This is a genomic window from Bartonella sp. Raccoon60 (assembly GCF_002022585.1).
In the GTDB taxonomy this organism is placed as follows: Bacteria; Pseudomonadota; Alphaproteobacteria; order Rhizobiales; family Rhizobiaceae; genus Bartonella; species Bartonella rochalimae.
Genome location: NZ_CP019786.1, coordinates 37,199 through 60,557, shown reverse-complemented (window position 1 = coordinate 60,557; position 23,359 = coordinate 37,199). Strand labels below are relative to the sequence as shown.

21 protein-coding genes, 1 other RNA gene and 2 pseudogenes are annotated in these 23,359 nt (G+C 35.4%); 18 read left to right on the top strand and 6 right to left on the bottom strand.

Features of this window, described 5'->3' with window-relative positions; translation table 11 throughout:
• Positions 1-21 precede the first annotated feature (21 nt).
• Together Bra60_RS00265 and gshB are read right to left on the bottom strand one after the other, a co-directional pair.
• Positions 22-1,068 (bottom strand): PstS family phosphate ABC transporter substrate-binding protein, encoded by a 1,047-nt coding sequence (locus Bra60_RS00265; RefSeq protein WP_078688248.1) that lies wholly within the window; start codon positions 1,066-1,068, stop codon positions 22-24.
• A 101-nt stretch (positions 1,069-1,169) separates the two neighbouring features.
• A pseudogene (gene gshB, locus Bra60_RS00260) lies at positions 1,170-2,107 on the bottom strand (glutathione synthase).
• A gap of 88 nt (positions 2,108-2,195) precedes the next feature.
• On the opposite strand from gshB, the gene Bra60_RS00255 reads away from it, so the two are divergent.
• Positions 2,196-2,984 (top strand): molybdopterin-synthase adenylyltransferase MoeB, encoded by a 789-nt coding sequence (locus tag Bra60_RS00255; protein ID WP_078673519.1) that lies wholly within the window; start codon positions 2,196-2,198, stop codon positions 2,982-2,984.
• Here the strand turns inward: Bra60_RS00255 and Bra60_RS00250 are convergent.
• The 4 genes and pseudogenes from Bra60_RS00250 to Bra60_RS00235 all read right to left on the bottom strand — a co-directional run bounded on the left by Bra60_RS00250 (position 2,930) and on the right by Bra60_RS00235 (position 7,473).
• Entirely contained in the window at positions 2,930-4,540 is a 1,611-nt protein-coding gene (locus Bra60_RS00250; RefSeq protein WP_078688246.1) for an ABC transporter ATP-binding protein, read from the bottom strand. The genes Bra60_RS00255 and Bra60_RS00250 overlap by 55 nt on opposite strands.
• Positions 4,540-5,679: an ABC transporter permease gene (locus Bra60_RS00245; protein ID WP_078697976.1), complete on the bottom strand. Its 1,140-nt coding sequence runs from the start codon at positions 5,677-5,679 to the stop codon at positions 4,540-4,542. Before Bra60_RS00245 ends, Bra60_RS00250 begins: the two co-directional genes overlap by 1 nt.
• Positions 5,679-6,799, bottom strand: a pseudogene (locus Bra60_RS00240) (microcin C ABC transporter permease YejB). The gene Bra60_RS00245 and the pseudogene Bra60_RS00240 overlap by 1 nt, the downstream one beginning before the upstream one ends.
• A gap of 134 nt (positions 6,800-6,933) precedes the next feature.
• On the bottom strand, positions 6,934-7,473 hold the full coding sequence (locus tag Bra60_RS00235) for a c-type cytochrome (RefSeq protein WP_078697975.1): 540 nt from the start codon (positions 7,471-7,473) through the stop codon (positions 6,934-6,936).
• 108 nt (positions 7,474-7,581) lie between these two features.
• Here Bra60_RS00235 and Bra60_RS00230 point away from each other — a divergent pair, with 108 nt between their 5' ends.
• The 17 genes from Bra60_RS00230 (at position 7,582) to Bra60_RS00155 (ending at position 23,319) form a co-directional block, all read left to right on the top strand.
• The gene (locus Bra60_RS00230) at positions 7,582-8,313 is read left to right on the top strand and encodes a 3-deoxy-manno-octulosonate cytidylyltransferase (RefSeq protein ID WP_035005622.1); all 732 of its coding nucleotides are present in this window, start codon (positions 7,582-7,584) and stop codon (positions 8,311-8,313) included.
• 147 nt (positions 8,314-8,460) lie between these two features.
• Complete coding sequence (locus Bra60_RS00225) at positions 8,461-8,865, top strand: hypothetical protein (protein ID WP_078688244.1); 405 nt, start codon at positions 8,461-8,463, stop codon at positions 8,863-8,865.
• A gap of 170 nt (positions 8,866-9,035) precedes the next feature.
• Positions 9,036-9,133: signal recognition particle sRNA small type (gene ffs, locus Bra60_RS00220), an RNA gene on the top strand.
• Positions 9,134-9,436: 303 nt separating this feature from the next.
• Entirely contained in the window at positions 9,437-11,317 is a 1,881-nt protein-coding gene (locus Bra60_RS00215; protein ID WP_236823983.1) for a DNA polymerase III subunit gamma/tau, read from the top strand.
• A 14-nt stretch (positions 11,318-11,331) separates the two neighbouring features.
• Positions 11,332-11,655: a YbaB/EbfC family nucleoid-associated protein gene (locus Bra60_RS07195; protein ID WP_194285021.1), complete on the top strand. Its 324-nt coding sequence runs from the start codon at positions 11,332-11,334 to the stop codon at positions 11,653-11,655.
• A 36-nt stretch (positions 11,656-11,691) separates the two neighbouring features.
• On the top strand, positions 11,692-12,297 hold the full coding sequence (gene recR, locus Bra60_RS07190; RefSeq protein ID WP_194284815.1) for a recombination mediator RecR: 606 nt from the start codon (positions 11,692-11,694) through the stop codon (positions 12,295-12,297).
• 119 nt (positions 12,298-12,416) lie between these two features.
• Complete coding sequence (locus tag Bra60_RS00205; protein ID WP_078688242.1) at positions 12,417-13,418, top strand: YeiH family protein; 1,002 nt, start codon at positions 12,417-12,419, stop codon at positions 13,416-13,418.
• Between the two features lie 241 nt (positions 13,419-13,659).
• Entirely contained in the window at positions 13,660-14,343 is a 684-nt protein-coding gene (gene tsaB, locus Bra60_RS00200; protein ID WP_078673514.1) for a tRNA (adenosine(37)-N6)-threonylcarbamoyltransferase complex dimerization subunit type 1 TsaB, read from the top strand.
• Positions 14,343-14,834: a ribosomal protein S18-alanine N-acetyltransferase gene (gene rimI / locus Bra60_RS00195; protein WP_035005611.1), complete on the top strand. Its 492-nt coding sequence runs from the start codon at positions 14,343-14,345 to the stop codon at positions 14,832-14,834. Before tsaB ends, rimI begins: the two co-directional genes overlap by 1 nt.
• 31 nt (positions 14,835-14,865) lie before the next feature.
• Positions 14,866-16,248 (top strand): tRNA (N6-isopentenyl adenosine(37)-C2)-methylthiotransferase MiaB, encoded by a 1,383-nt coding sequence (gene miaB, locus Bra60_RS00190; RefSeq protein WP_078697973.1) that lies wholly within the window; start codon positions 14,866-14,868, stop codon positions 16,246-16,248.
• Between the two features lie 112 nt (positions 16,249-16,360).
• The gene (locus tag Bra60_RS00185; protein WP_078688240.1) at positions 16,361-17,485 is read left to right on the top strand and encodes a PhoH family protein; all 1,125 of its coding nucleotides are present in this window, start codon (positions 16,361-16,363) and stop codon (positions 17,483-17,485) included.
• A complete protein-coding gene (gene ybeY / locus Bra60_RS00180; RefSeq protein ID WP_035005607.1) occupies positions 17,482-17,958 on the top strand; it encodes an rRNA maturation RNase YbeY in 477 nt (158 codons plus the stop codon). Before Bra60_RS00185 ends, ybeY begins: the two co-directional genes overlap by 4 nt.
• A gap of 101 nt (positions 17,959-18,059) precedes the next feature.
• A complete protein-coding gene (locus tag Bra60_RS00175) occupies positions 18,060-19,082 on the top strand; it encodes a hemolysin family protein (RefSeq protein ID WP_078688239.1) in 1,023 nt (340 codons plus the stop codon).
• A gap of 3 nt (positions 19,083-19,085) precedes the next feature.
• Entirely contained in the window at positions 19,086-20,681 is a 1,596-nt protein-coding gene (gene lnt, locus Bra60_RS00170) for an apolipoprotein N-acyltransferase (RefSeq protein WP_078697972.1), read from the top strand.
• Positions 20,682-20,823: 142 nt separating this feature from the next.
• Positions 20,824-21,237, top strand: a complete 414-nt coding sequence (locus Bra60_RS00165) for a helix-turn-helix domain-containing protein (RefSeq protein WP_035005602.1) — start codon at positions 20,824-20,826, stop codon at positions 21,235-21,237.
• Positions 21,238-21,352: 115 nt separating this feature from the next.
• Positions 21,353-22,621, top strand: coding sequence for a methionine adenosyltransferase (gene metK / locus Bra60_RS00160; RefSeq protein ID WP_078688238.1), 1,269 nt, complete (start codon positions 21,353-21,355; stop codon positions 22,619-22,621).
• Complete coding sequence (locus Bra60_RS00155; RefSeq protein ID WP_078688237.1) at positions 22,618-23,319, top strand: tRNA (guanine(46)-N(7))-methyltransferase TrmB; 702 nt, start codon at positions 22,618-22,620, stop codon at positions 23,317-23,319. Before metK ends, Bra60_RS00155 begins: the two co-directional genes overlap by 4 nt.
• Positions 23,320-23,359 lie beyond the last annotated feature (40 nt).

Genomic DNA, 23,359 nt, shown 5'->3' with positions numbered 1-23,359 from the left:
CCACATCATCAATATAAAAAATTACTGCAAAACCATGACTTTACCAGAAGAAAAAGCGTCTCGTTGCAGCTGTCTTTCTCTTTCAGAAAGAGGAACTAAACCATATTCAGTTAATGGACTATGTAAACCAATCATTTGATCAGAAAGAAAGAAATCAACATATTCTTGCATACCTGGTACAATGTTTAAATGCAATTTCTTAACATAGAAAAACAACGGACGTGCAATCAAATATGTACCATCAGAAATTGTTTCAACAGTTGGATAAATACCATTAATAGATGCAACCTTAAGTTTATCTGCATTGTTTTCATAAAAAAACAAACCAAAAACCCCAATTCCTGTTTTAGAAGAAGTAAGACGAGCAAATGTCTCAGAATAATCACCATCGATATCAATAACTTTTCCATCTTTACGGACAGCAATACAAGTAGCATTAATAGCCTTATCACTCATTCCCAAAGCCTTCATCTGCTCAACTGCACCACTGGCTTTACAGCCAATAGAAAGCACTTTTTCTTCAAGAACTTCACGAGTTCCATGCTTTTCACCAGGAATATAAGCTGTAATTGTCCAATCAGGAAGATCACTATTGACTGCACTCCATTTCATAAATTTATTTGGTTGCAATTTTCCATCCACAATAACCTGCGCAGCTAATGCTCTATACAAATCTACTGGCTGCAATTTCCAATCAGGACCATTGATATCTGTCGCAAAAACAATGCCATCATACCCAATACGTATTTCTTCAATATCCTTTACGCCAGCATCAAAACAAGATCGTAATTCATCTGATTTCATTGCTCGCGAAGTATGAACAATATCAACTGTTTTCTTCCCAATACCACGACAGAATTCCTTAATACCAGCTCCTGAACCTCCCGATTCAATAACAGGAACTTTAAAATCAGAGTACATTTCTCCAAAGACCTCAGCAACAATTTTCCCATAAGGCAAAACTGTCGATGAACCTACAATATGAACTCGATTGCGAGCATAACTAATATCAACCAATAATATAATAGAGGAAATAAATCCTATTCCAATTGATAACAATTTCCTCATTTATAATTCCTTTAAATTTAATTCAAGATCTATCGTTGCATTACCGTAGCATACAAAATTAATTCATATCAGTCATATGATAAACTATGTTATAGTCATTTTTAATTTAAGCGTTTAAGTTCAACAATATCCCAAAAAAGAGAAGCGATATCTGCGCCTCCAAAGCGTTTAATTTCACGAACTCCTGTAGGAGATGTAACATTGATTTCTGTTATATAGTCCCCAATCACATCAATCCCTACAAGAAGCAAACCACGTTTTTTTAAAGATGGGCCAATACGTGCACAAATTTCATAATCACGTTCTGTCAAACCAATATATTCTACATGACCTCCAACATGAATATTAGAACGAACATCGGTAGCTGTAGGAATTCGATTAATTGCCCCAACTGGCTCACCATCAAGCAAAATAATTCGTTTATCTCCCCTTCGTACGCCCTCTAAATAACGCTGCACAATAAAAGGCTCTTTATAACTTTTTTCAAACATTTCGACCAGTGATGCGAAATTGCGATCGTCATGTTTTAAATGAAAAACACCCGCCCTCCATTCCCATAAAGTGGCTTAAGAATGATATCGCCAAATCTAGATCTAAATGCCTTTATTTCTTCAATATCCTTTGTAATGATTGTCTCGGGCATTAAATCAAAGAATTCAGTCACAAAAATCTTTTCCGGACTATTACGCACCCACATTGGATCGTTCACAACTAATGTTTTAGGATGAATACGTTCTAAAAAATGAGTGGTAGTGATATAATGCATATCAAAAGGTGGATCTTGTCGTAACAAAACCACATCCATATCCATTAATTCCGTACGTACAGACTCACCTAATTGGTAATGAGATCCTTCTTCATCACGTACAGTTAGTGGCTCTAACCGAGCAATCACACACCCATCACGTATAAATAAGGAATCCGGTGTATAATGGAAAAGAGAATGTCCACGTTCTTGAGCTGCCAAAGCAAGTGCAAACGTAGTATCTCCTTGGATCTCAATCGTCGCAATATGATCCATCTGAATAGCAATTTTCATTAATAAAACCTCCTACCGCTGACTGCCAACTGGTCAAGCAAACATAAATTTATTAAACAGTAAAGGAAACTATGACAAGAGAGAGCCTATGATAAAAGAAAGTGATAAAAAATTAAGTAAAGAAGAAATCGAACGCTACGCACGCCATATCATCCTCCCTGAAATTGGTGGAATAGGACAACAAAGACTTAAAACTGCACGTGTTCTTGTCATTGGTGTAGGTGGTCTTGGAGCTCCTGTCTTACTCTATCTTGCTGCAGCAGGGGTTGGAACTATTGGAATTGTTGATGATGACATTGTTTCATTATCCAATTTACAACGTCAAGTTATTCACAGCACAAACACAATTAACCAATACAAAACCATCAGTGCAGAAACAACAATAAAAGCAATAAACCCTCATGTTAAAGTTAAAAAATACAACTTTCGACTGAATGAAAATAATGTGGATCAACTGCTTAACGCCTATCACATCATTATTGATGGTAGCGATAATTTTTCCACGCGCTATCTCCTTGCAGATCATGCTGCCCAATGTTCTAAGCCTTTAATAAGCGGAGCTATACACCGATTCAAAGGTTCACTAACAGTACTTATGCCTTATAAAGACAATAATCCACACTATCGGGATTTATTTCCTAATCCACCAGCTCCAGATACGACACCGACATGTGCCGAAACTGGAATCATCGGTGCCTTGCCTGGAGTTATCGGTACATTACAAGCAATGGAAGCAATTAAATTGATCACAAATATCGGTAAACCTTTAGTAGGAAAACTTCTTCTTTATAACGGATTATCAGCACAATTTGATATAATTTCCTATAAACGATCAGCTTCTAACGCAAATGCAGCAGACATCAAAGTTTGCGTATAAGGATTTTTTGGACAAGAAAAAATACGATCAGCAGAACTATATTCAACTATTTTGCCATGACGCATAACAATCACTTCATGGGCGAGCGCTTTAACAACTTTCAAGTCATGACTAATAAATAAATAACCTAAATGATATTTTTGTTGCAAATAACGTAAAAGATCAACAATTTGTGCCTGCGCACTCATATCAAGAGAGGATGTTGGTTCATCAAGCATAATAAGGCGTGGTTTAAGAATAATTGCACGCGCAAGGGCAATCCGCTGTCTCTGTCCACCAGAAAACTCATGAGGATAACGAAAACGGGTCTTAGGATCGAGATCAACTTCACACAAAGCTTCAATCACGCGATCATTACGATCAGAATAAGAAAGCTTAGGTTCATGAATTGATAATCCCTCAGCAATAATTTCACTGACAGACATCCGTGGAGAAAGTGAACTAAAAGGATCTTGAAAAACAATCTGAATATGACGACGCAAAGAACGCATCTGTTTAAAATTAAAATTGCTTATATCTACACCATCAAAAATGATTTGACCTTTAGAAGAAAGCATTCGTGTCAACGCAAGTCCTAATGTTGTTTTTCCTGATCCCGACTCTCCTACAACACCAAGCGTTTTCCCAGAACGAATTATAACATCGATATCCTGAACAGCTTTTACATAATCAACGGTCCGTCGAAACAATCCTTTTTTAATTGGAAACCAAACTTGTACTTTCTGAGCTTGTATCAAAATAGGTGCGTTATTATCAGCTTGAAGAGGATGATTTTTAGGCTCCGCTGCTAATAATTGCTTGGTATAAGGATGTTGAGGATTTTTAAAAATTTCATTTGTTGAACCATTTTCAACAATTTTTCCTTCCTTCATAACGTAGACACGATCTGCAATACGGCGCACAATAGACAAATTATGCGTAATAAAAAGCATTGACATTTTGCGATGCTTTTTAAGCTGTATTAATAATTCAAGAATTTGTGCTTGAACAGTTACATCCAATGCAGTTGTTGGCTCATCAGCAATCAATAATTTTGGATTATTCGCAAGTGCCATTGCAATCATCACACGTTGTCGTTGACCCCCTGATAATTGATGAGGGAATGAATCCAAACGTTTTTGTGGTTCACTAATACCTACTTGTTTCAGTAAATCAATAATGTGCATGCGCAATACTTGATCAGAAATCACTGCATGCATTCTAAGAACTTCACCTATTTGACGCTCTACGGTATGTAAAGGATTAAGAGAAATCATCGGCTCTTGAAAAATCATAGCAATATCTTTGCCACGAATTTTACGCAAATCTTCTTCTTTCAGCTTCATTAAATCTTTATTATTAAAGAGAATTTCACCCGATTGATCAAGCCTTTTCAAAAAAGATAATAATTGTAAAATAGAGAGTGCTGTTATTGACTTTCCTGAACCTGATTCCCCAACAAACGCTACTGTTTCCCCTTCCCGAACATCGAAAGAAATTTGTTTAAGAATATATTTTTTTGTCTCTGTCTGACAAAATGCAACCGAAAGGTCACGGACTGAAAGCAATTCTGTCATTATTGTATCTTTCGTGGATCAAAAGCATCTCGAGCTGCTTCACCAATAAATGCCAGCAAAGACAATGTCACAGCAATAACAAAAAAACCTGTGATACCAATCCAAGGAGCATTTAAATTAGAGGTAGCCTGCCGCATTACCTCTCCTAAAGAAGCATAACCAGGGGGAAGGCCAAAACCTAAATAATCAAGCGATGTTAACAATGAAATCCCTGATGTCAATAAAAACGGCAAATAAGTTAAAGTAGCAATCATAGCATTAGGCAACAAATGACGTATCATAATAATCCTATTAGGAACGCCTAACGCGCGTGCAGCATTAATATAGGTAAAATTTCGTGCTCGTAAAAATTCTGCCCGTACCACACCAACTAATACGACCCATTGAAAAAGCAGCATAACACCCAATAGCATCCAAAAGCCCTGCGCTAAAACTGCAGCCATAATAATCACTAAATAAAGTGATGGTACAGAAGACCATATTTCAATCAAGCGTTGACAAATTAAATCAATCCAACCACCAAAATACCCTTGAATTGCACCAGCTGTAATACCAATAATTGCAGAAATAGCTGTTAAAAGAATACTAAAAATTATCGATACACGAAAACCATATAAAACTCGCGCAAAAATATCACGCGTTAAATCATCAGTTCCAAGCCAATTCCATTGATGAATAGTACACTCTGGATCAACACTTCCCTGTGCATAATGAATACAACGCTCCTCTTTGCTTTGAAGCCAAAAAGGAGGCGCTAATGCTACAGTTTTATTCCCTACCACCGTATTATAGGAATAACGAACCATTGGCCACAATGCCCAACCATGTTGGGCTATTTCATTTTGAATAAAAGGATCACGAAAATCAGTTTTAGCCAAATTTCCACCAAATTTTTCATCAGGATAATCAAAAAAAATAGGAAAAAGAAGCTCTCCTTTATAAGAAGCAATAATCGGACGATCATTAGCAATAAATTCTGCTGAAAAAGAACAAACACATAAAAATAAAAAGAGCCATAACGACCACCACCCGCGACGATTCTGCTTGAAATTGTGCCAACGACGAGCATTTAATGGAGAAAGAAAAGTCCATCGTTTCAATTTATCATCATACAATCTATTGTCTCTTTCCTTTTCCATCACAAGTCCTTTTTATCAAAGTCAATACGTGGATCAACCATCATATAAACAACATCAGAAATGAGGCTTATAATAAGACCAATTAACGAAAAAATATAAAGAGAAGCAAATACAACAGAATAATCACGGCTAACAATAGACGTATAACTTAAAAGGCCTATACCATTTAATGAATAGAGCATTTCAATTAATAAAGATCCACTAAAAAATGATCCCATAAAAGTCGCAGGAAAACAAGCTATGATAACCAAAATCGCATTGCGAAATACATGGACATAAAGAACTGAATGCTCACTTAAACCCTTAGCACGAGCGGTAATAACATATTGCTGGCGAATTTCTTCCAAAAAACAATTTTTTGTCAATAATGTCGTTGTCGCAAAAGAAGAAATAACCATCGCTGTCAATGGTAAAACTAAATGATATAAATAATCCAAAATCTTTTCTCCAAAAGATAATGTCTCAAAATTATCAGAAGTTAAATGACCCAATGGAAACCAATCGAAAAAGGACCCCCAGCAAAAAAAACCATTAAAAAAATACCAAAAAGAAAACTTGGAATCGCATAGCCAATAACAATAACAGTACTTGTCCACGCATCAAAAGCAGACCCTTCTCTGAGCGCTTTACGAATTCCCAATGGTATAGAAATAGCATAAGAAATTAATAAATGCCAAAAACCAAGAGAAAGAGATACAGGTAATGCATCTTTAATAAGGTCAATAACTGAACGCCCCTGTATATAAGACTCCCCAAAATCAAAACGCACATAGCGACTAAGCATTGTTAAATAACGTTCCAAAGGAGGCTTATCAAAACCAAATTGTTTTTCAAGTTTTGTGATAAACTCTGGATCCAATCCTTGTGCACCGCGATATTGAGAAGATCCGGACGATAATGACCCAACATGAGCACCATTAGCAATAACATCAGAAGATAAATTAAAATCTCCACCACCTGCTATACGCCCTGTACCATCTCCCCCTATTCCTTGTAATTGAGCAATGATATTTTCAATAGGCCCACCTGGAGTAAATTGAACGATGATAAATGTTACTGTTAAAATACCAATAAGTGTTGGTATAATCAAAAAAAAACGTCGTATAATATAAGCTGCCATTTATTTGTATTTCCTTTTCAATAACAACGTATCATATTATTTTAATGACGCATCAATAATGATTTTTGACAAATTCAAAACAACAAAATTATAAATAAAATCTAGGCCTATGTTTTTTAAAACATTAACTAATCTTATTCATCATCCTCTGGTAGAGGAACAGAATAATCAGATAAACTACGCAAATAAAGCAAAAGATCAGCACGATCTTGATCATTTTTAATCCCACGAAAAGACATAATTGTTCCTGGAAATGCTTGACGTGGTGATTGAATATAACGATCTAAAGTAAAAAAATCCCATTTTTTATCAGAATTCGCACGTAACACTTTTGAATAAGAAAAATTTTTTATATTTGCAAAAGGACGGTCCACGATCTCCCAAAGTGATGGACCAACACGATTAGATCCACCAGGTTTAGAAGCATGGCAGATCGCACACTGACGAAAAATCTTCCGTCCATTCTCAAGATCACCTTGTTTAAGAAGATCACTCAACAATAAAGATTTGTCAGATATATTTTGTGTTTCTTTAAGCTTATCATTATCAGTAATTTTAGAAGAATGTTGCACTGAATCATTAGAAATCATATCGCTGATCGTGAAAATACCCACTAAAATAATCAACAAAAATAAACACGCGCACATTAAATAAATGAAGGTCAATCGTTTCATAAGAATTTTAAAATCATCTTTCTATTATTATTATTTTTAGTTTAAGCTTTTCCCTTATCATGTACAATATTATAAAAGCATCAAATTTATAATATTTGGAACTCTATAATGACTCTTGAACCACTCATTCTTATTCCTGCTCGCATGGAATCAACACGTTTACCGGGTAAAGCTCTCGCTGAAATTTCTGGAAAACCTATGATCGTTCATGTTGCTGAACAGGCAAAAAAAACTGGGCTAACGCGTATTATCATTGCAACAGATCACGACAAAATCGCTCAAACCGTTACAGCTTATGGCCATGAATGTATCATAACCTGTACCCACCATCAATCAGGATCTGATCGCATTTATGAAGCCTTAACCAAAATTGATCCTGAACGACGCTATAATGCCATTTTGAATGTACAAGGTGATTTGCCAACAATCACGCCTAATGCCATCTTAAGTACCTTACGACCTCTAGAAAATAATTTAACTGATATTGCAACATTGGGAACGAAACTGATTGAAGAGAATGAAAAAATCAACCCAAATGTTGTGAAAATTATTGGCACACCAATTGCTCACAATCGCCTTCGTGCTCTTTATTTCACTCGTGCAACAGCACCTTATGGAGATGGACCTTTTTACCATCATATTGGATTATATGCTTACCGACGTGAAGCTCTTGAACAATTTGTCACACTGAAACCCTCCACACTTGAACAACGTGAAAATCTTGAACAATTACGCGCATTAGAAAATAATATGCGTATTGATGTGGAGATAATCGATACAACTTTTTTAAGTGTTGACACACAAAATGATCTTGAAAGAGTCCGTAAAATTCTAGTGTAAAACTAACTGCAATAATCAACACAATCCTTTTTTCAAAAAAATATAGAATTAATTGCTATATTATTTTTGGTATATCTTAAACTTAAGCAATGTTGTATTATCAATCAGATGTGATCATTCTAAATAACTTAAAAGGGGAATATATAAATGAAAAAACTTCTATCTCAAGGGCTAACTTTTGTAAGTATTTTGATCTGTAATGATGCTTTTGCTGGATTTAGCGAACATGAATGGACATTTGCACCTCATGAAAAGGTTGTAATTCAAAAAAACGAGGAATTTAGACACGGGGTGGAATATGGTTGCAAAAACCTCAATCCTGCAGCCACATTTCGTTTAACATATACGGATCCTCGTGGCTTAGAAGATCTGAAAATTATTTCTGAAAATCCAAGTCAAGTAACTCATAACAAAAACAAAAAAGTATTTATCATTAATAATGTTGAATCCCTTGACGTAGGTTTCCCTTGGATAGGAAGACCTTATACTTTTGAAAATATAACTGACAAAAAAATTGTAGGAACAAACTGTGATACAGGATTGTATAAATAAGGATAAGTATACCTTAAAATTTTAAAATTAAGAAAGATTTATTTCTATGTGAGTACGCTTTTATAGCGCTTCCTGAAAATTCATCAAATTCAGATACAAATTTTAATCATCTGTATCATATTTTTGGTTCTTGCTTGATTTTTTATTTTAAATCGATAATCTAGATAGAGGGAGGTTGGTGATGGACGAACTGCTCGCCAACCGGGTCAGGTCTGGAAAGAAGCAGCCCTAACGAGTTTTTGTACGGGTCATCGTGCCAACCTCCTTACTTTTTAAATAATGGCCCTCTACATTGATTTTGGAGGAGAATAAGGTCTTTAGTATGAGATACAAACTTACTTTAGGTCTCTTAATAACAGTTGGAACAGTTTTCAACTACAATTTTTAGCCTTTTAGGATAACATTTCTGTCTCACAAGAAGAGAAATTTTGAGCTCTCTTAAATTCAAAAAATTTTAGTCTTAAAATAAACTCATTAAAAAACTCTCTTAATATTTAAAGAGATTTCTGTTAATCTACCTCTTTTTATTATTGAGTCTTTATCAAAAAGAGCTTCAAAATTGGAACAATTAATAGAAAATACGCCAGCAACAATAGCCTATCGCGTTCTTGCTCGCAAATATCGACCTCAAAACTTCTCTGACCTAATTGGCCAAGAAGCAATAGTGTGTACTCTCAATAATGCCTTTAAAACAGGACGTATTGCACAAGCATGGATGTTAACGGGGATTCGTGGAGTAGGAAAAACCACAACAGCACGTATTTTAGCTCGAGCTCTTAACTACAAAACCAAAGATATTGATCAACCAACCACCCTATTCGATACACTTGGTGAGCATTGCGCACAAATTATTGAAGGTCGCCATATAGATGTTATAGAAATGGATGCTGCTTCGCATACTGGTATTGACGATATTCGTGAAATTATTGAACAAATCCGTTACCGCCCCGTTTCTGCACGTTATAAAATATATATTATTGACGAAGTTCATATGCTCTCAACACAAGCATTTAATGGTCTATTAAAAACACTTGAAGAACCTCCTCCACATGTGAAATTTATTTTTGCAACGACAGAAATCCGTAAAGTTCCTATTACAATTCTTTCACGCTGTCAGCGTTTTAATCTGCAGCGTATTGAAACAACTGTTTTGGTCACTCATTTACGCAAAGTTGCTCAACTGGAAAAAGTTGAAGCGCAAGATCAAGCGTTATTCATGATTGCCCGTGCGGCAGAAGGATCTGTCCGTGATGCGTTATCTATTTTTGATCAAGCAATTGCTTATGGTAATGGTAAAGTTGATGCCACTGCAGTAAGCCTCATGTTAGGATTAACGGATCAATCTCGCATTATTGATCTCTTTGAATCCCTTATGAAAGGAAATATTGTTAATGCATTGCACGAATTACGCAATCAGTACAATAGAGGTGCAGATCCTTTTGTTATACTAACAGAACTAGCTGATTTTAATCATCTAATTACACGATTACGTTTGACACCAGAAATAATAGAGAATTTATCACTTACAGAAGAGGAACGCTCAAGAAGCTTAAATTTTTCACAAAAACTTTCTATTCGTGTTCTTTCACGCAGTTGGCAAATGCTTCTCAAAGGCCTACAGGAAGTCAATCAAGCTCCCCATCCTATTCAAGCTGCCGAAATGTTATTGATTCGTCTTGCCCACATTGCTGATTTACCAACTCTTGACGAAGCTTTAACAAAACTCACACAGGAAAAAAAAACACCTATAATTGTTGAAAATCATTCTTCTCAAGAAACAATAAATGAAAGCAATCTTATAAAAACAGAAGTTGCACATAGTTACACTTCCTCTCCAATTTCAGATACACTGCAAAACCAATCTAGTTGCTCTCCCGAATATATAAAGATTAAAACTTCTGAAAAGATCGATTTTTGTAATAAGATTGAAACTCGTGAAAATGTTCAAACGAATCAACTTAATAAAAATATAATCAATTCATCTCAAATTGACCCCCAATTAGACACAAAAGCTACAAAAGAAAAAATCATCATAGATTCTTTGCAAGATATTGTTGATCTAGCTGACCAGCATAATGAAATACATTTCAAATTATTGATCAAAGAATTCGTTCATCCTGTTTCTTTTGAACCGCAGCACATAACATTAAGACTCGCTGAAGAAGCCCCACGCTCCCTTGAACGTGATATAAAAAAAATGCTGTACCAATGGACTGGAAAACACTGGACTATAACTCTTGTCAATGAAGGAGGAAAACCAACTCTACAAGAAGAAAGTGTTGCTATACAAAAATCTCTTTTTGCCGATGCACAAACGGACCCTGATATTGCAAAAATCCTCAATACTTTCCCAGGAGCAAAAATCATTGATATTCGCTTCAATAAAAAAGAAAATGATCTTGATTTAATCCCTAATATCTTTGACACTGATAACAATACAAATGATGAATAAGGAAACTCATCCCTATGCGTGATATGATGAATATAATGAAAAAAGCCAAAGAAATGCAAACAAAAATGCAGCAAATGCAAAGTGAATTGGCCAATCTGCAAGCAACTGGTATAGCAGGTGGAGGTCTTGTCAAAATCACTCTTAATGGTCAAAATACTATATCAGCCATAAACATTGATACTTCATTGATGAATCCTAAAGACGTAGAAATTCTTGAAGATCTTATGATAGCTGCCTATACTGACGCTAAAAGTAAAATTGATGTAATTATTGAAGAAAAAACTAAAAGCGTGACTGCAGGAATGCCAATCCCACTGGGTTTTCAATTTCCGTTTTGATAAACAAATTATATTTTAATCTCTTGGTATAATAGTATGTCTAAACATATTGCAGGCCCCGAAATTGAACACCTTATTCAGCTTTTAGCACGGATACCAGGTCTCGGACCACGTTCAGCACGTCGTGCCGCTCTCTATCTCATCAAGAAAAAAGAAACTCTGTTAGAACCTCTAGGATCTGCAATACAAGAAACTGCAAATAAAGTTCAAATTTGTTCTGTTTGTGGTAATGTAGACACAACAAATCCCTGTTCAATTTGTATAGATCCTCACCGTGATGAATCAATAATCATTGTTGTTGAAGATATTTCTGATCTCTGGGCTCTTGAACGTGCAAAATTTTTATCAGCACGTTATCATGTCTTAGGTGGACGACTGTCTCCTTTAGATGGCATAGGACCTGATGAACTAAACATCGCCTCTTTAATCAACCGCGTTACTAATAATTCAATTACAGAGATCATCTTAGCCGTTAATGCTACAGTTGAAGGACAAACAACAGCTCACTATATTACCGATCAACTTTCCCAGTTTTCCATTAAAATCACCCGCCTTGCCCATGGAATACCAGTAGGTGGTGAGCTAGATTATCTCGATGATGGAACGTTAGCTGCTGCTTTACAAGCAAGAACTAATTTTTGAAATTATTTCTCGGTCGTTTTTTGATAATCCCTAAATTTTATGATAGAAGGATCTTAAAGGCCAATATTTTGTATAATGCGCGGCAGGGGAACTTCTAAAATGCCAAAAATTTATCTTTTATAGTCAATTTAGGACCAGGAATTTTAATCTGTGCGCTTATATCGGCATCCGCTTATAGTTTAGAAATTATAGAAAAGAAACTCCTTGCAGAAGCATGGATTGAAACTCTTGTTTTAGCGATTTTATTAGGCTCTATTGTCCGTAGTTGTTCTTCTCTTCCAGAATATTTTGATAAAGGTATAAGTTTTTGCGCAAAAATACTTCTGGAAATCGCTATTGTTCTTCTAGGTGCAAGCGTTAGTGTCCACACAGTACTTTCCGCCGGTTGGACTTTACTTGTTGGTATTATAGTTATTGTATTTCTTACTATTTTTATCAGTTTTATTATTGGACGATTTTATGGACTTTCTAAAAATTTAGCCATGCTTGTCGCTTGTGGTAATGCTATCTGTGGTAATTCAGCTATTGTAGCCACTGCGCCTGTTATTAATGCAAAAAGTGAAGAAGTGGCTGCATCAATTGCATTTACTGCTCTCCTAGGAGCTATTATTATTTTCATTCTGCCTTCTTTACAACCTCTCTTTAATTTATCATTTAATCAATATGGTATATTAGCAGGTATGACCGTTTATGCTGTTCCACAGGTTTTAGCAGCAACAACATCTGTATCTTTTGTGAGTGTTCAAATAGCAACTCTTGTTAAATTAGTGCGAGTTTTAATGTTAGGTCCGATCATTTTTACTCTAGCAATCATTTACCCTCGGCCAGGACATCATCTACGTTTACATAATTTCATTCCATGGTTTATCATTGGCTTTATTATCATGATGCTTATACGCTCAGCAGAACTTATTCCTACAACTGCTCTTACTCCTATCAACTTTATTACTCAACTTTTCACTATTATTTCAATGGCAGGATTAGGATTAAGTGTTGATATTCGTTCATTAAAAAAAGCAGGATGGCGCGTGATATGTGCTTCAATCACCTCTATATTTTTCCTTAGTGTCTTCAGTATTCTTATGATAAAATTTTTTAATTTTGATCACATAACATTTTAAAAAATTTACATCGAATACTTCACTTTCTTAAATATAGCTTACAGAACAACGTAAAATATTGAACCTATTTCACATGTATTGTCTTTCTGTGATAAAAGATACGCTATGCTCAAATACAGCTCAAAACAATTATATATCCTACTGATCTCATTATTTTTTAATATTTCACTAGAGATAAAGAAAATTTTTAAAAATCAAAACTTATCTTTTATTTATTACTATATTCCGCTAAAAAGCATTTATGCTTATTCTTGCTATAGATACTGCTTCAACTTATTGTGCTGTCGCACTTGTTCAACATAAATCTGTTATCGCACGCATCAGTCAATGTATTGGCAAAGGTCATGCTGAGAAACTCATTGGTCAAATCGAACAGCTAACTCATCAAGCAAATATTAAGCTTGATCAGATTAATCGCATTGCCGTCAATATTGGACCGGGATCATTTACAGGTATACGTGTAGGCATTGCTACAGCAAAAGCTTTGGCCTTAGCATTAGAAATTCCAGCTATTGGAGTCAGCTCACTTGAAGCATTAGCTGCACAAGTAGCTAATAAACATATCACATCAATTATTACTGTTGTTATTGAAGCCGGTAGAGGAATGTTCTATCATCAAAATTTCAACAAAAATCTTATAGCTTTAAGCATGCCCAGCCTAAAAACTCCTGAAAATATTATCGCAGATCTATCCGAACACACTATGCTTACTGGCCCAGCTGCTGAAATTATTACTCTCTATATTAAAAACAATACAATGAGCAAAAAAATTATACTGGATTCCATTCCATGTGATGCTGCAGACGTTTTAACTTATGCATACCTAGCTGCAAATAAACAGCCCCCAATACCACCGCATCCCCTCTACTTACGCGATGCTGATGCAAAACAACAAACTGATTTTGCTTTACCGCGAAAACAATAATGGCTAAATCTTTGTTAACAAAAAAAAATTTTATAATCGCACCATTAAGCTCTAAAGATAGTATTTTTCTTCATCAAATTCATAAAAATTGTTTTTCTATAGCGTGGACACAACAAACATTTGAGACTTTTTTAAAAGATCATTCTATCTTTGGCTATAAAGCCCATCTCATTGGACAATCTCATCAAATTTTAGGATTTTGTCTCTGCCGTCTTATTCTTGGTGAAGCAGAAATTATAACGATTGCAGTTGATTCTAATAACCGTCAACAAAAAATTGGTCATTTTCTTATTGATAACATATTTCGCCATCTTCGTCGTAAACGTGCAACGAAACTTTTTCTAGAAGTAGAAGAAACCAATCTTCCTGCCTTAGCCCTTTATAAACGATTTAAATTTCAAAAGATTGCTAAACGCCCAGCCTACTATCAATCACACAATGGACTCATAGATGCAATCATCATGCAAAAAACTTTCAAGCAAATAGATTGAGATTAAAAAAAAAAACGTTTAGAAACGCAATATGGATCATCGTACAAATTCTAAAAATATACTTCCCAGTGGCCCCAAAAAAGTTTTTATTAAAACTTATGGATGCCAAATGAATGTTTATGATAGCCAGCGAATGAATGATAGTTTAAGTGCTCAAGGTTATATTGCCACACAAACACCAAATGATGCAGACCTTATTCTGATTAATACCTGCCATATTCGAGAAAAAGCAGCAGAAAAACTTTACTCTGATCTTGGTCGCTTACAAATAATACGTCAAGGACGTACACATGATAAACCTTTGATGATCGGTGTTACAGGTTGTGTTGCGCAAGCCGAAGGCAATGAAATCTTGCGACGTGCACCAACCGTAGATTTTATCATTGGACCACAAATGTATCATCGGTTACCGGAACTATTAAAACAAGTCAAACAAGGAAAAAAAGTTATTGAAACAGATTATGCCGTTGAAGATAAATTTTCTCATTTACCACCTCATAACAAACAAGCTGTTCGACAAAGAGGCATTAGTGCATTTTTAACAGTGCAAGAAGGTTGCGATAAATTTTGTACCTTTTGCGTTGTTCCCTATACACGGGGAGCAGAAATATCCCGATCCGTTAAGCAAATCACAGCTGAAGCGTACCAACTTGTTGAAGCAGGTGTAAAAGAAATTACACTTCTTGGGCAAAATGTAAACGCATGGCATGGACAGAGTATCGATGGAAAAACTTGGCGCCTTGGAGATCTTCTCCATCACCTAGCTAAAATTGATGGTTTAAAACGATTACGTTATACAACAAGTCATCCACGCGATATGGATGACAGTCTTATTGCTGCACATCGAGATCTTGATATACTTATGCCTTATCTGCATCTTCCTGTTCAATCAGGTTCAGATCGTATCCTGAAAGCGATGAATAGACAACATAAAAGTATTCATTATCTTAATCTCATCGATAAGATCCGTGCTGCAAGGCCTGATATTGCTTTTTCAGGCGACTTCATTGTAGGATTCCCGGGTGAAACTGACGAAGATTTTGAAGAAACTATCAAGCTTATTCAACAAGTAGGCTATAGTTCGGCTTATTCTTTTAAATATTCACCTCGACCTGGTACAGTCGGTGCAACAATGAAAAATCACGTTGATGAAACGGTCAAAAATGCTCGCCTCCAGCATTTACAAGCCATTCTTCTCGACCAACAGCATACATTCTTACACTCTAAAATTGGTCAAACAACCGATGTTCTTATTGAAAAAATTGGTCGTCACTCTGGGCAAATGATAGGACGCTCCCCTTGGCTTTTACCTGTTGTCGTAAATACACAAGCCTCCATTGGAACTATTATGAAAATTCGTATTACAAATGCAAGCTCTAATAGTTTCATCGGTGAAAAAACCGACATATGTTAATATTAAAGAAATTTCATAGTTCTATTTAAAAATATAATCTTAAAAAGCTATTTCACTTTTAAAGATAAGTGCTTATATTAAAGCTATGATATAAACAGATAAGGAGTAAGGGTTGAAAGCATCAACCAAAAAATCGAAGCAAAGTCCAAAGATAAAAGGTATTCCCTCTCAAAATACAAATATCTTTAAAAAAGCTAATACAGTCAATACTAACCATGTTGTTTTAACATTTGAAAACAACAATACTGCAAAAATAGTTTTTGGTAAATTTGATGAAAATCTTGCTTATCTTGAAAAAAAACTCAAGCTTGATATCCGTCCACACGGTAACAAAATTTTAATTTATGGAGCAGCTATTGCCGTACAACAAGCACACTATGTATTAGATCAGCTTTATCAAAAAGCAAAAACACATCCAGAGCTTACTCTATCAGATATGGAAAGTGCAATCGCTATGGCAAATTTGTCCGATGAACAACAAGAAAAACTTCAAATAACTCAACCTTCTGCACAACATACACTAGCACAACTTAATACCCATAAAAAAACAATTTATGCTCGTACTTTAACACAAGACGTTTATATGCGTGCCATGGAACATGCTGAACTTATTTTTGGAATAGGTCCAGCAGGCACTGGAAAAACATATCTTGCCGTTGCTCATGCTGTCATGCTTCTTAAATATGGTATCATTGAACGAATTATTCTCTCACGTCCAGCCATTGAGGCTGGAGAACATCTTGGCTTCCTTCCCGGTAATCTTAAAGAAAAAGTTGATCCCTATTTACGTCCCCTTTACGATGCTCTGTATGATATGATAACTGCTGAAAAAGTAGAACGCATTTTAGCCTCTGGAGTTGTAGAAATCGCTCCTCTAGCGTTCATGCGTGGTCGAACACTTGCTCATTCAGCAATAATCCTCGATGAAGCACAAAATACTACACCTATGCAGATGAAAATGTTCCTTACACGCCTTGGAGAAGGATCACGGATGATTATAACGGGTGATTTAAGCCAAATTGACTTGCCTGCAGGACAAAAATCAGGTTTAGTGGAAGCAATTCGCATCCTTTCAGATATAGAAAATATTAAAATTATCCATTTTAATGAAAAAGATGTTGTACGGCACCCTCTTGTTTCCACCATCATTCAAGCTTATGATCGTGATTCTATTGAACAAAAAAAGCAATACAACTCACAGGCTTTCCGTAAAAAAAATGAGTGCAATTTCTCATGATTTCTATTGATATAACTATTGAAAGTGCTAAATGGAATAATGAGAAAATGCTTTATAATATCACTGAAAAAGCTCTAGTTACCACATTGCAGCATTTATCATTAAATGAAATAACGAGTGAGCTCAGCCTGCTTTTTACAGATGATACGCATATGGCGCAAATTAACGCACGATGGCGTAATCACAATAAACCCACAAATGTTTTATCCTTTCCTGCTTTTCCTCTTAAAGCTGGACAAAATCCTAAGCTTATGCTTGGTGATATCGTTATTGCGCAAGAAACTGTTATGCGAGAAGCAGAAGAAGAAAAAAAATCATTTCAGGATCACTTAACGCATATAATCATTCACGGTATCCTCCACCTTCTTGGTTATGATCATGAAACAAATGATGAAGCTAATCAAATGGAAAAACTAGAAAAAGAAATACTTCAAAAGCTAACTATAAAAGATCCCTATACTAAGTTGTTATAAAATGATAAAAGTTAAACTTAAGGTTAGGTTTACAAATAATAAAATTTAAAATAATTGGCGCAGCTATTATAATTGAGAAAGTTTAGAAAATTTTTAAAGCTATGGCGGATAAAATTAATACAAAAAATAATACTCAAATATCTTCTAATCCTGAAGAATATTCTCTACAAAAAATAAGCTATACAAAGAAAAATTCATTGCTAAGCTCTCTATTTTCATTTTTACGTAGACGCAACCATACATCACTACGTGATGGTCTTACTAATGTACTTGCTGCTGATAACGAGAAGGAAACGACTCTTTTTTCTCCTGAAGAACGCACTATGCTTCATAATATTTTATGCCTACGAGAAGCACGTGTTGATAATATTATGATTCCGCGTTCCGAAATAGAAGCATTGGAAATCAATACTCCTCTCGGCGAAGCTCTTAAATTTTTTGCAAAAATTGGACATTCACGCATACCTGTATACGCTGAAACATTAGATGATCCACGAGGTATGATTCACATCCACGATATCCTCAATTATATAACCTCTTTTATTACCAGCTCTACTCGAAATGAACAAAAATATGACTCTCTACAACTGAATCATAAAGATTTACAACACCCTATCGGTGAACTAGACCTTATTAGAACAGTTCTCTTTGTACCTCGTTCTATGCTCGCAAGCAAATTATTAACACGTATGCAAACCACACGAACACAAATGGCTTTAGTGATCGATGAATATGGTGGTACAGATGGTTTGGTGTCTATGGAAGATATTGTCGAATTGGTTGTTGGAGATATTGAAGATGAACATGATAATATTGATAACGCTATCATACGCCAACCTGATAATAAATGGTTGGTTGATGCAAAGACTGAATTAAAAGATTTGGAAAAAGCTCTTGGTCCTGATTTTGTCGTGGGAGAATACGGAGATGAAGTGGATACCATTGGTGGTTTAATCTTTTCCATTCTTGATCGCATCCCTTCAAAAGGTGAAATTATTGAAACTGTACCAGGTTATCGTTTCCGTATTTTAGAAGCTGATAAACGTCGAATTAAACGATTATGCATTTTTCGTATCTCAGAAAATGAAAATCTTAAGGAACAACAATCTTATAAGGATAGCTAATTATTGTTAAAGAATCTCAACCTTCTCCTGCTTTCCATTACTGGTTGGAAACAGCAAGTATGTGTTTTTTTATGCGGTGCTTTAACGTCTTTTGCACTTCCCCCCTTTTATTTAACGCCCATTTGTTTTTTAACATTTCCTATTTTCATTATTTTTCTCGATAAAATCAATACTATCCACAACAACAAAAAACGTCTTTTAACAAATGCGCTAGCCTTTGGAAATTTTGGCTTTGGTTATTTTTTTTGTAGCCTTTGGTGGTTAAGTAATGCATTATTAATAGATCCAATCTCTTTTGCTTGGGCATTACCATTCTCTATTTTTTGTCTTCCTGTTTATCTTTCTTTTTATTGGTTTTTTGCTGGTATAATTGTTTCCTTATTATGGACAAAAAACATAGCACGCTTCTTTGTATTAGCCTTCTCACTCGGATTAGCAGAGTGGTTACGTGCTATCCTATTGACGGGTTTTCCATGGAATGCTCTCGGTTATACAGCTATGCCAACCCCAATGTTTATGCAATCAGATATGATTGTAGGACTCTATGGAATGAATATCCTTGCTATTTTATGCTATAGTTTACCAACTGTTTTATTAACAAATGAAAAAAAAATTTCAGCGCTTTTACTTTGTTTTCTTCTTATATTAGCCCATAGTGGATTTGGATTTTATCGTTTGAAAACAGCACCGAATATAGCAGAGTACCGCAATAATAACCATTGGGTTCGTATTGTTCAACCCTCTATCCAACAAGCCACCAAAATGAACAATACAAAAAGAAACGATATATTTGCAGCTCATCTAAACTTAAGTATTAAAACAGCTATTAGCCAAAATCCAGAGCCTGATTTTATCATATGGCCAGAAGCTTCTCTTCCTTATATTCTTAGTAATACGCCTTCTATTCTTACAAAGCATATTGGTTCTTTTCTAAAACCCCAACAATGGGCTATTATCGGTGCCATCCGAACCGGTGATGCTTCCCCTCCTTATACCCAAATACAATATTTTAATACAATTGCAGTAATTGATGCCAAAGGTGATATTCTTCACATATCTGATAAACTTCATCTCGTCCCTTTTGGTGAATATCTTCCCTATCAAAATTTACTAAAAAAGGTAGGATTGCATGTTCTCGCTGACACCATTGATGGATATACTGCTGCCAATGTGCGAAGAACCGTTATGATGCCAAATGGTTTTTCTTACCTTCCACTTATTTGTTATGAAGCGATATTTCCTAATATAACGGCTTTTAAAGGTTCCCCCCCTCAAGCAATTATTAATATAACAAATGATGCATGGTTTGGTAAAACGCCTGGCCCATATCAACATTTTCAACAAGCGCAACTTCGTGCCATTGAATTGGGAATACCTCTTATTAGAGCAGCAAATAATGGAATATCAGCTGTTATTGATCCTTATGGAAGAATTGTTTCTTCCCTTGAATATAATATTATTGGCGCACTTGATGCACCGATCCCACAACCAATTACCACTATTTGGAACAATAAATACAGAACATTCTCTACTTTCATCTTATTCATTCTTATGCTATTGTATCGTATTAGTTTTGGTTCTACAAAACAGCTTGAATGATTGAGTACTTATGTACAATATCATGTTATGTGTACCAGTAACGTCAAGAAAAGTATTATATAATTTTCATTTATAATAAACTAACCTCACATGCACCTAATGTTTGTTTAAAAACAAAGCGCTGAAAATAAAGAGTTGCATTATGACCAAAACTAGAAAAAAACCCGATCCAATGGATATTTATGTTGGAACCCGTATTCGTTTGCGTCGTAATATATTAGGTCTTACTCAAGAAAAACTCGGTGAAAAATTAGGTATTACTTTTCAACAAATTCAAAAATATGAAAAAGGAACAAATCGTGTTGGAGCAAGCCGCCTCCAAGCAATTGCAGAAATTATGGATGTTCCAGTTTCCTATTTTTTTGATAAAGGAATTGGTATACAATCTTTAGAAGGTTTTACGGAAAGTGATAATAATTTTATAGATTTTTGTTCTAGTAGTGAAGGCATTCAATTAATGCGTGCTTTTACCAATATATCTGATGCTAAAGTGCGCCGAAAAATTATTGATTTAGCGAAGGCTCTTTCTGAAGAAGATCATAACGATGAGATATAAAATTATATTCTTTTTTACATTATTATTGACGATTTGGCATAGGATTGGCAAATAAAGCAAATTTGAGTCTACCAAACATGAAATATTGACTTCTTTTTTATTTGAGAGAGTTCCTATGCCGCATCAAAATTATTTTTTTACAAGTGAGTCGGTATCGGAAGGACATCCTGATAAAATTTGTGACCGTATTTCTGATGAAATCGTTGATATGGTTTACAGAGAATCTCACAAAGCCAAAACTAATCCATGGTTAATACGAGTTGCTTGTGAAACTTTAGTAAGTGTCAATCGTGTTGTCATAGCTGGTGAGGTACGTGTTCCCGATACACTCTTAAAAAAAGATAAAAACGGTCAATTTATACGCGATAAGGCTGGTTCTCTTATTGTTAATCCTACCCCTTTTCGTAAAGTTGTACGTCACGTCATTCGTGCTATTGGCTACGAACAAGAAGATTTTCATTGGAAAACCGTTAAAATTGATGTTCTTTTACGCCCTCAATCAGCTGATATCGCACAAGGAGTTGATCATGCCATTGATCGTCATGGTGAAGAAGGAGCAGGTGATCAAGGCATTATGTTTGGATATGCTTGCCGTGAAACACCAGATCTCATGCCTGCACCAATTTATTATGCACATAAGATTTTAGAACATCTTGCAATAGCCCGTCATAGAAAAGAGGGAGAAACTGGTAAATTAGGACCAGATGCTAAAAGCCAAATAACAATAGAATACAAAAATGGCAAACCTGCGGAAGTGACATCTATTGTCCTTTCAGTACAACACCTTGATGAAAGCTGGGATTCGAATAAAGTCCGTACAATTGTTGAACCCTATATTTTGCAAGCTTTACATGATATCCCAATCTCCAATCAATGCAGATGGTATATTAATCCAACAGGAAAATTTGTTATTGGTGGTCCTAAAAGTGATGCGGGATTAACAGGACGGAAAATTATTGTGGATACGTATGGTGGTGCCGCACCTCATGGTGGTGGGGCTTTTTCAGGTAAAGATACAACAAAAGTTGATCGTTCTGCAGCTTATGCTGCACGCTACCTAGCTAAAAATATTGTTGCAGCTGATTTAGCAGATCAATGCACTATTCAGCTCTCCTATGCAATTGGCATTGCAGAACCTTTGTCCATTTATCTTAACCTCCATGGAACAGGAAAAGTAGATGAAAGTGCTATTGAAGCCGCAATTCCAAAAATAATGGATTTATCACCAACAGGCATCCGAAAGCATCTTGATCTCAACAAACCTATTTACGCAAAAACAGCAGCTTATGGCCATTTTGGACGCAAACCAGAGCATGATGGTTCATTTTCTTGGGAAAAAACTGATTTAGTTGGACAACTTAAAAAAATGATTAAAATATCATGACTACACATAAAACGCGTATGAGTGAAGCTTTTTTTGGTCGCCGACGAGGAAAACGGCTACGAAACAATCAAATTACACTTATAAATACGCTTCTTCCTACTCTTAACATTGATTTAAGCAAACCTGCACCTTTAAAGTTAGTATCTTTATTCACCAATCCAGTGGAAGAAGTTCGACTTGAAATTGGCTTTGGTAGCGGAGAACATCTACTCCATGAAATGAAGCATTTTCCACGCACTGGTTTTATCGGTATAGAACCTTTTATTAATGGAATGGCAAAAATATTATCATACACTGAAAAGCACAAAGAATATCAAAATCAACTTCGTCTTTATAACGATGATGCTACACATTTTCTTGATTGGTTACCAACAGAATCTCTTGATGGAATAGATTTATTTTATCCTGACCCATGGCCTAAAAAAAAGCATTGGAAACGACGGTTCATTAATGAAAAAAATCTAAACCGTTTTTCTCGAGTTCTTAAAGCCGGTAAAAAATTCCGCTTTGCTAGTGATATAGATGACTATATCAATTGGACGCTTTATCATTGTATTCAACACAATAGTTTTGAATGGCTCGCAGAAAAACCTACAGACTGGAAAATTCCCTATCCACTATGGCCAAGCACCCGATATGAAGCCAAAGCCCTATGTGAAGGCAGAACACCCACTTACCTTACTTTTATTAAACAATAAAAGATAAAATGCTTTACTATAAATAACTTGTAAAATTCTC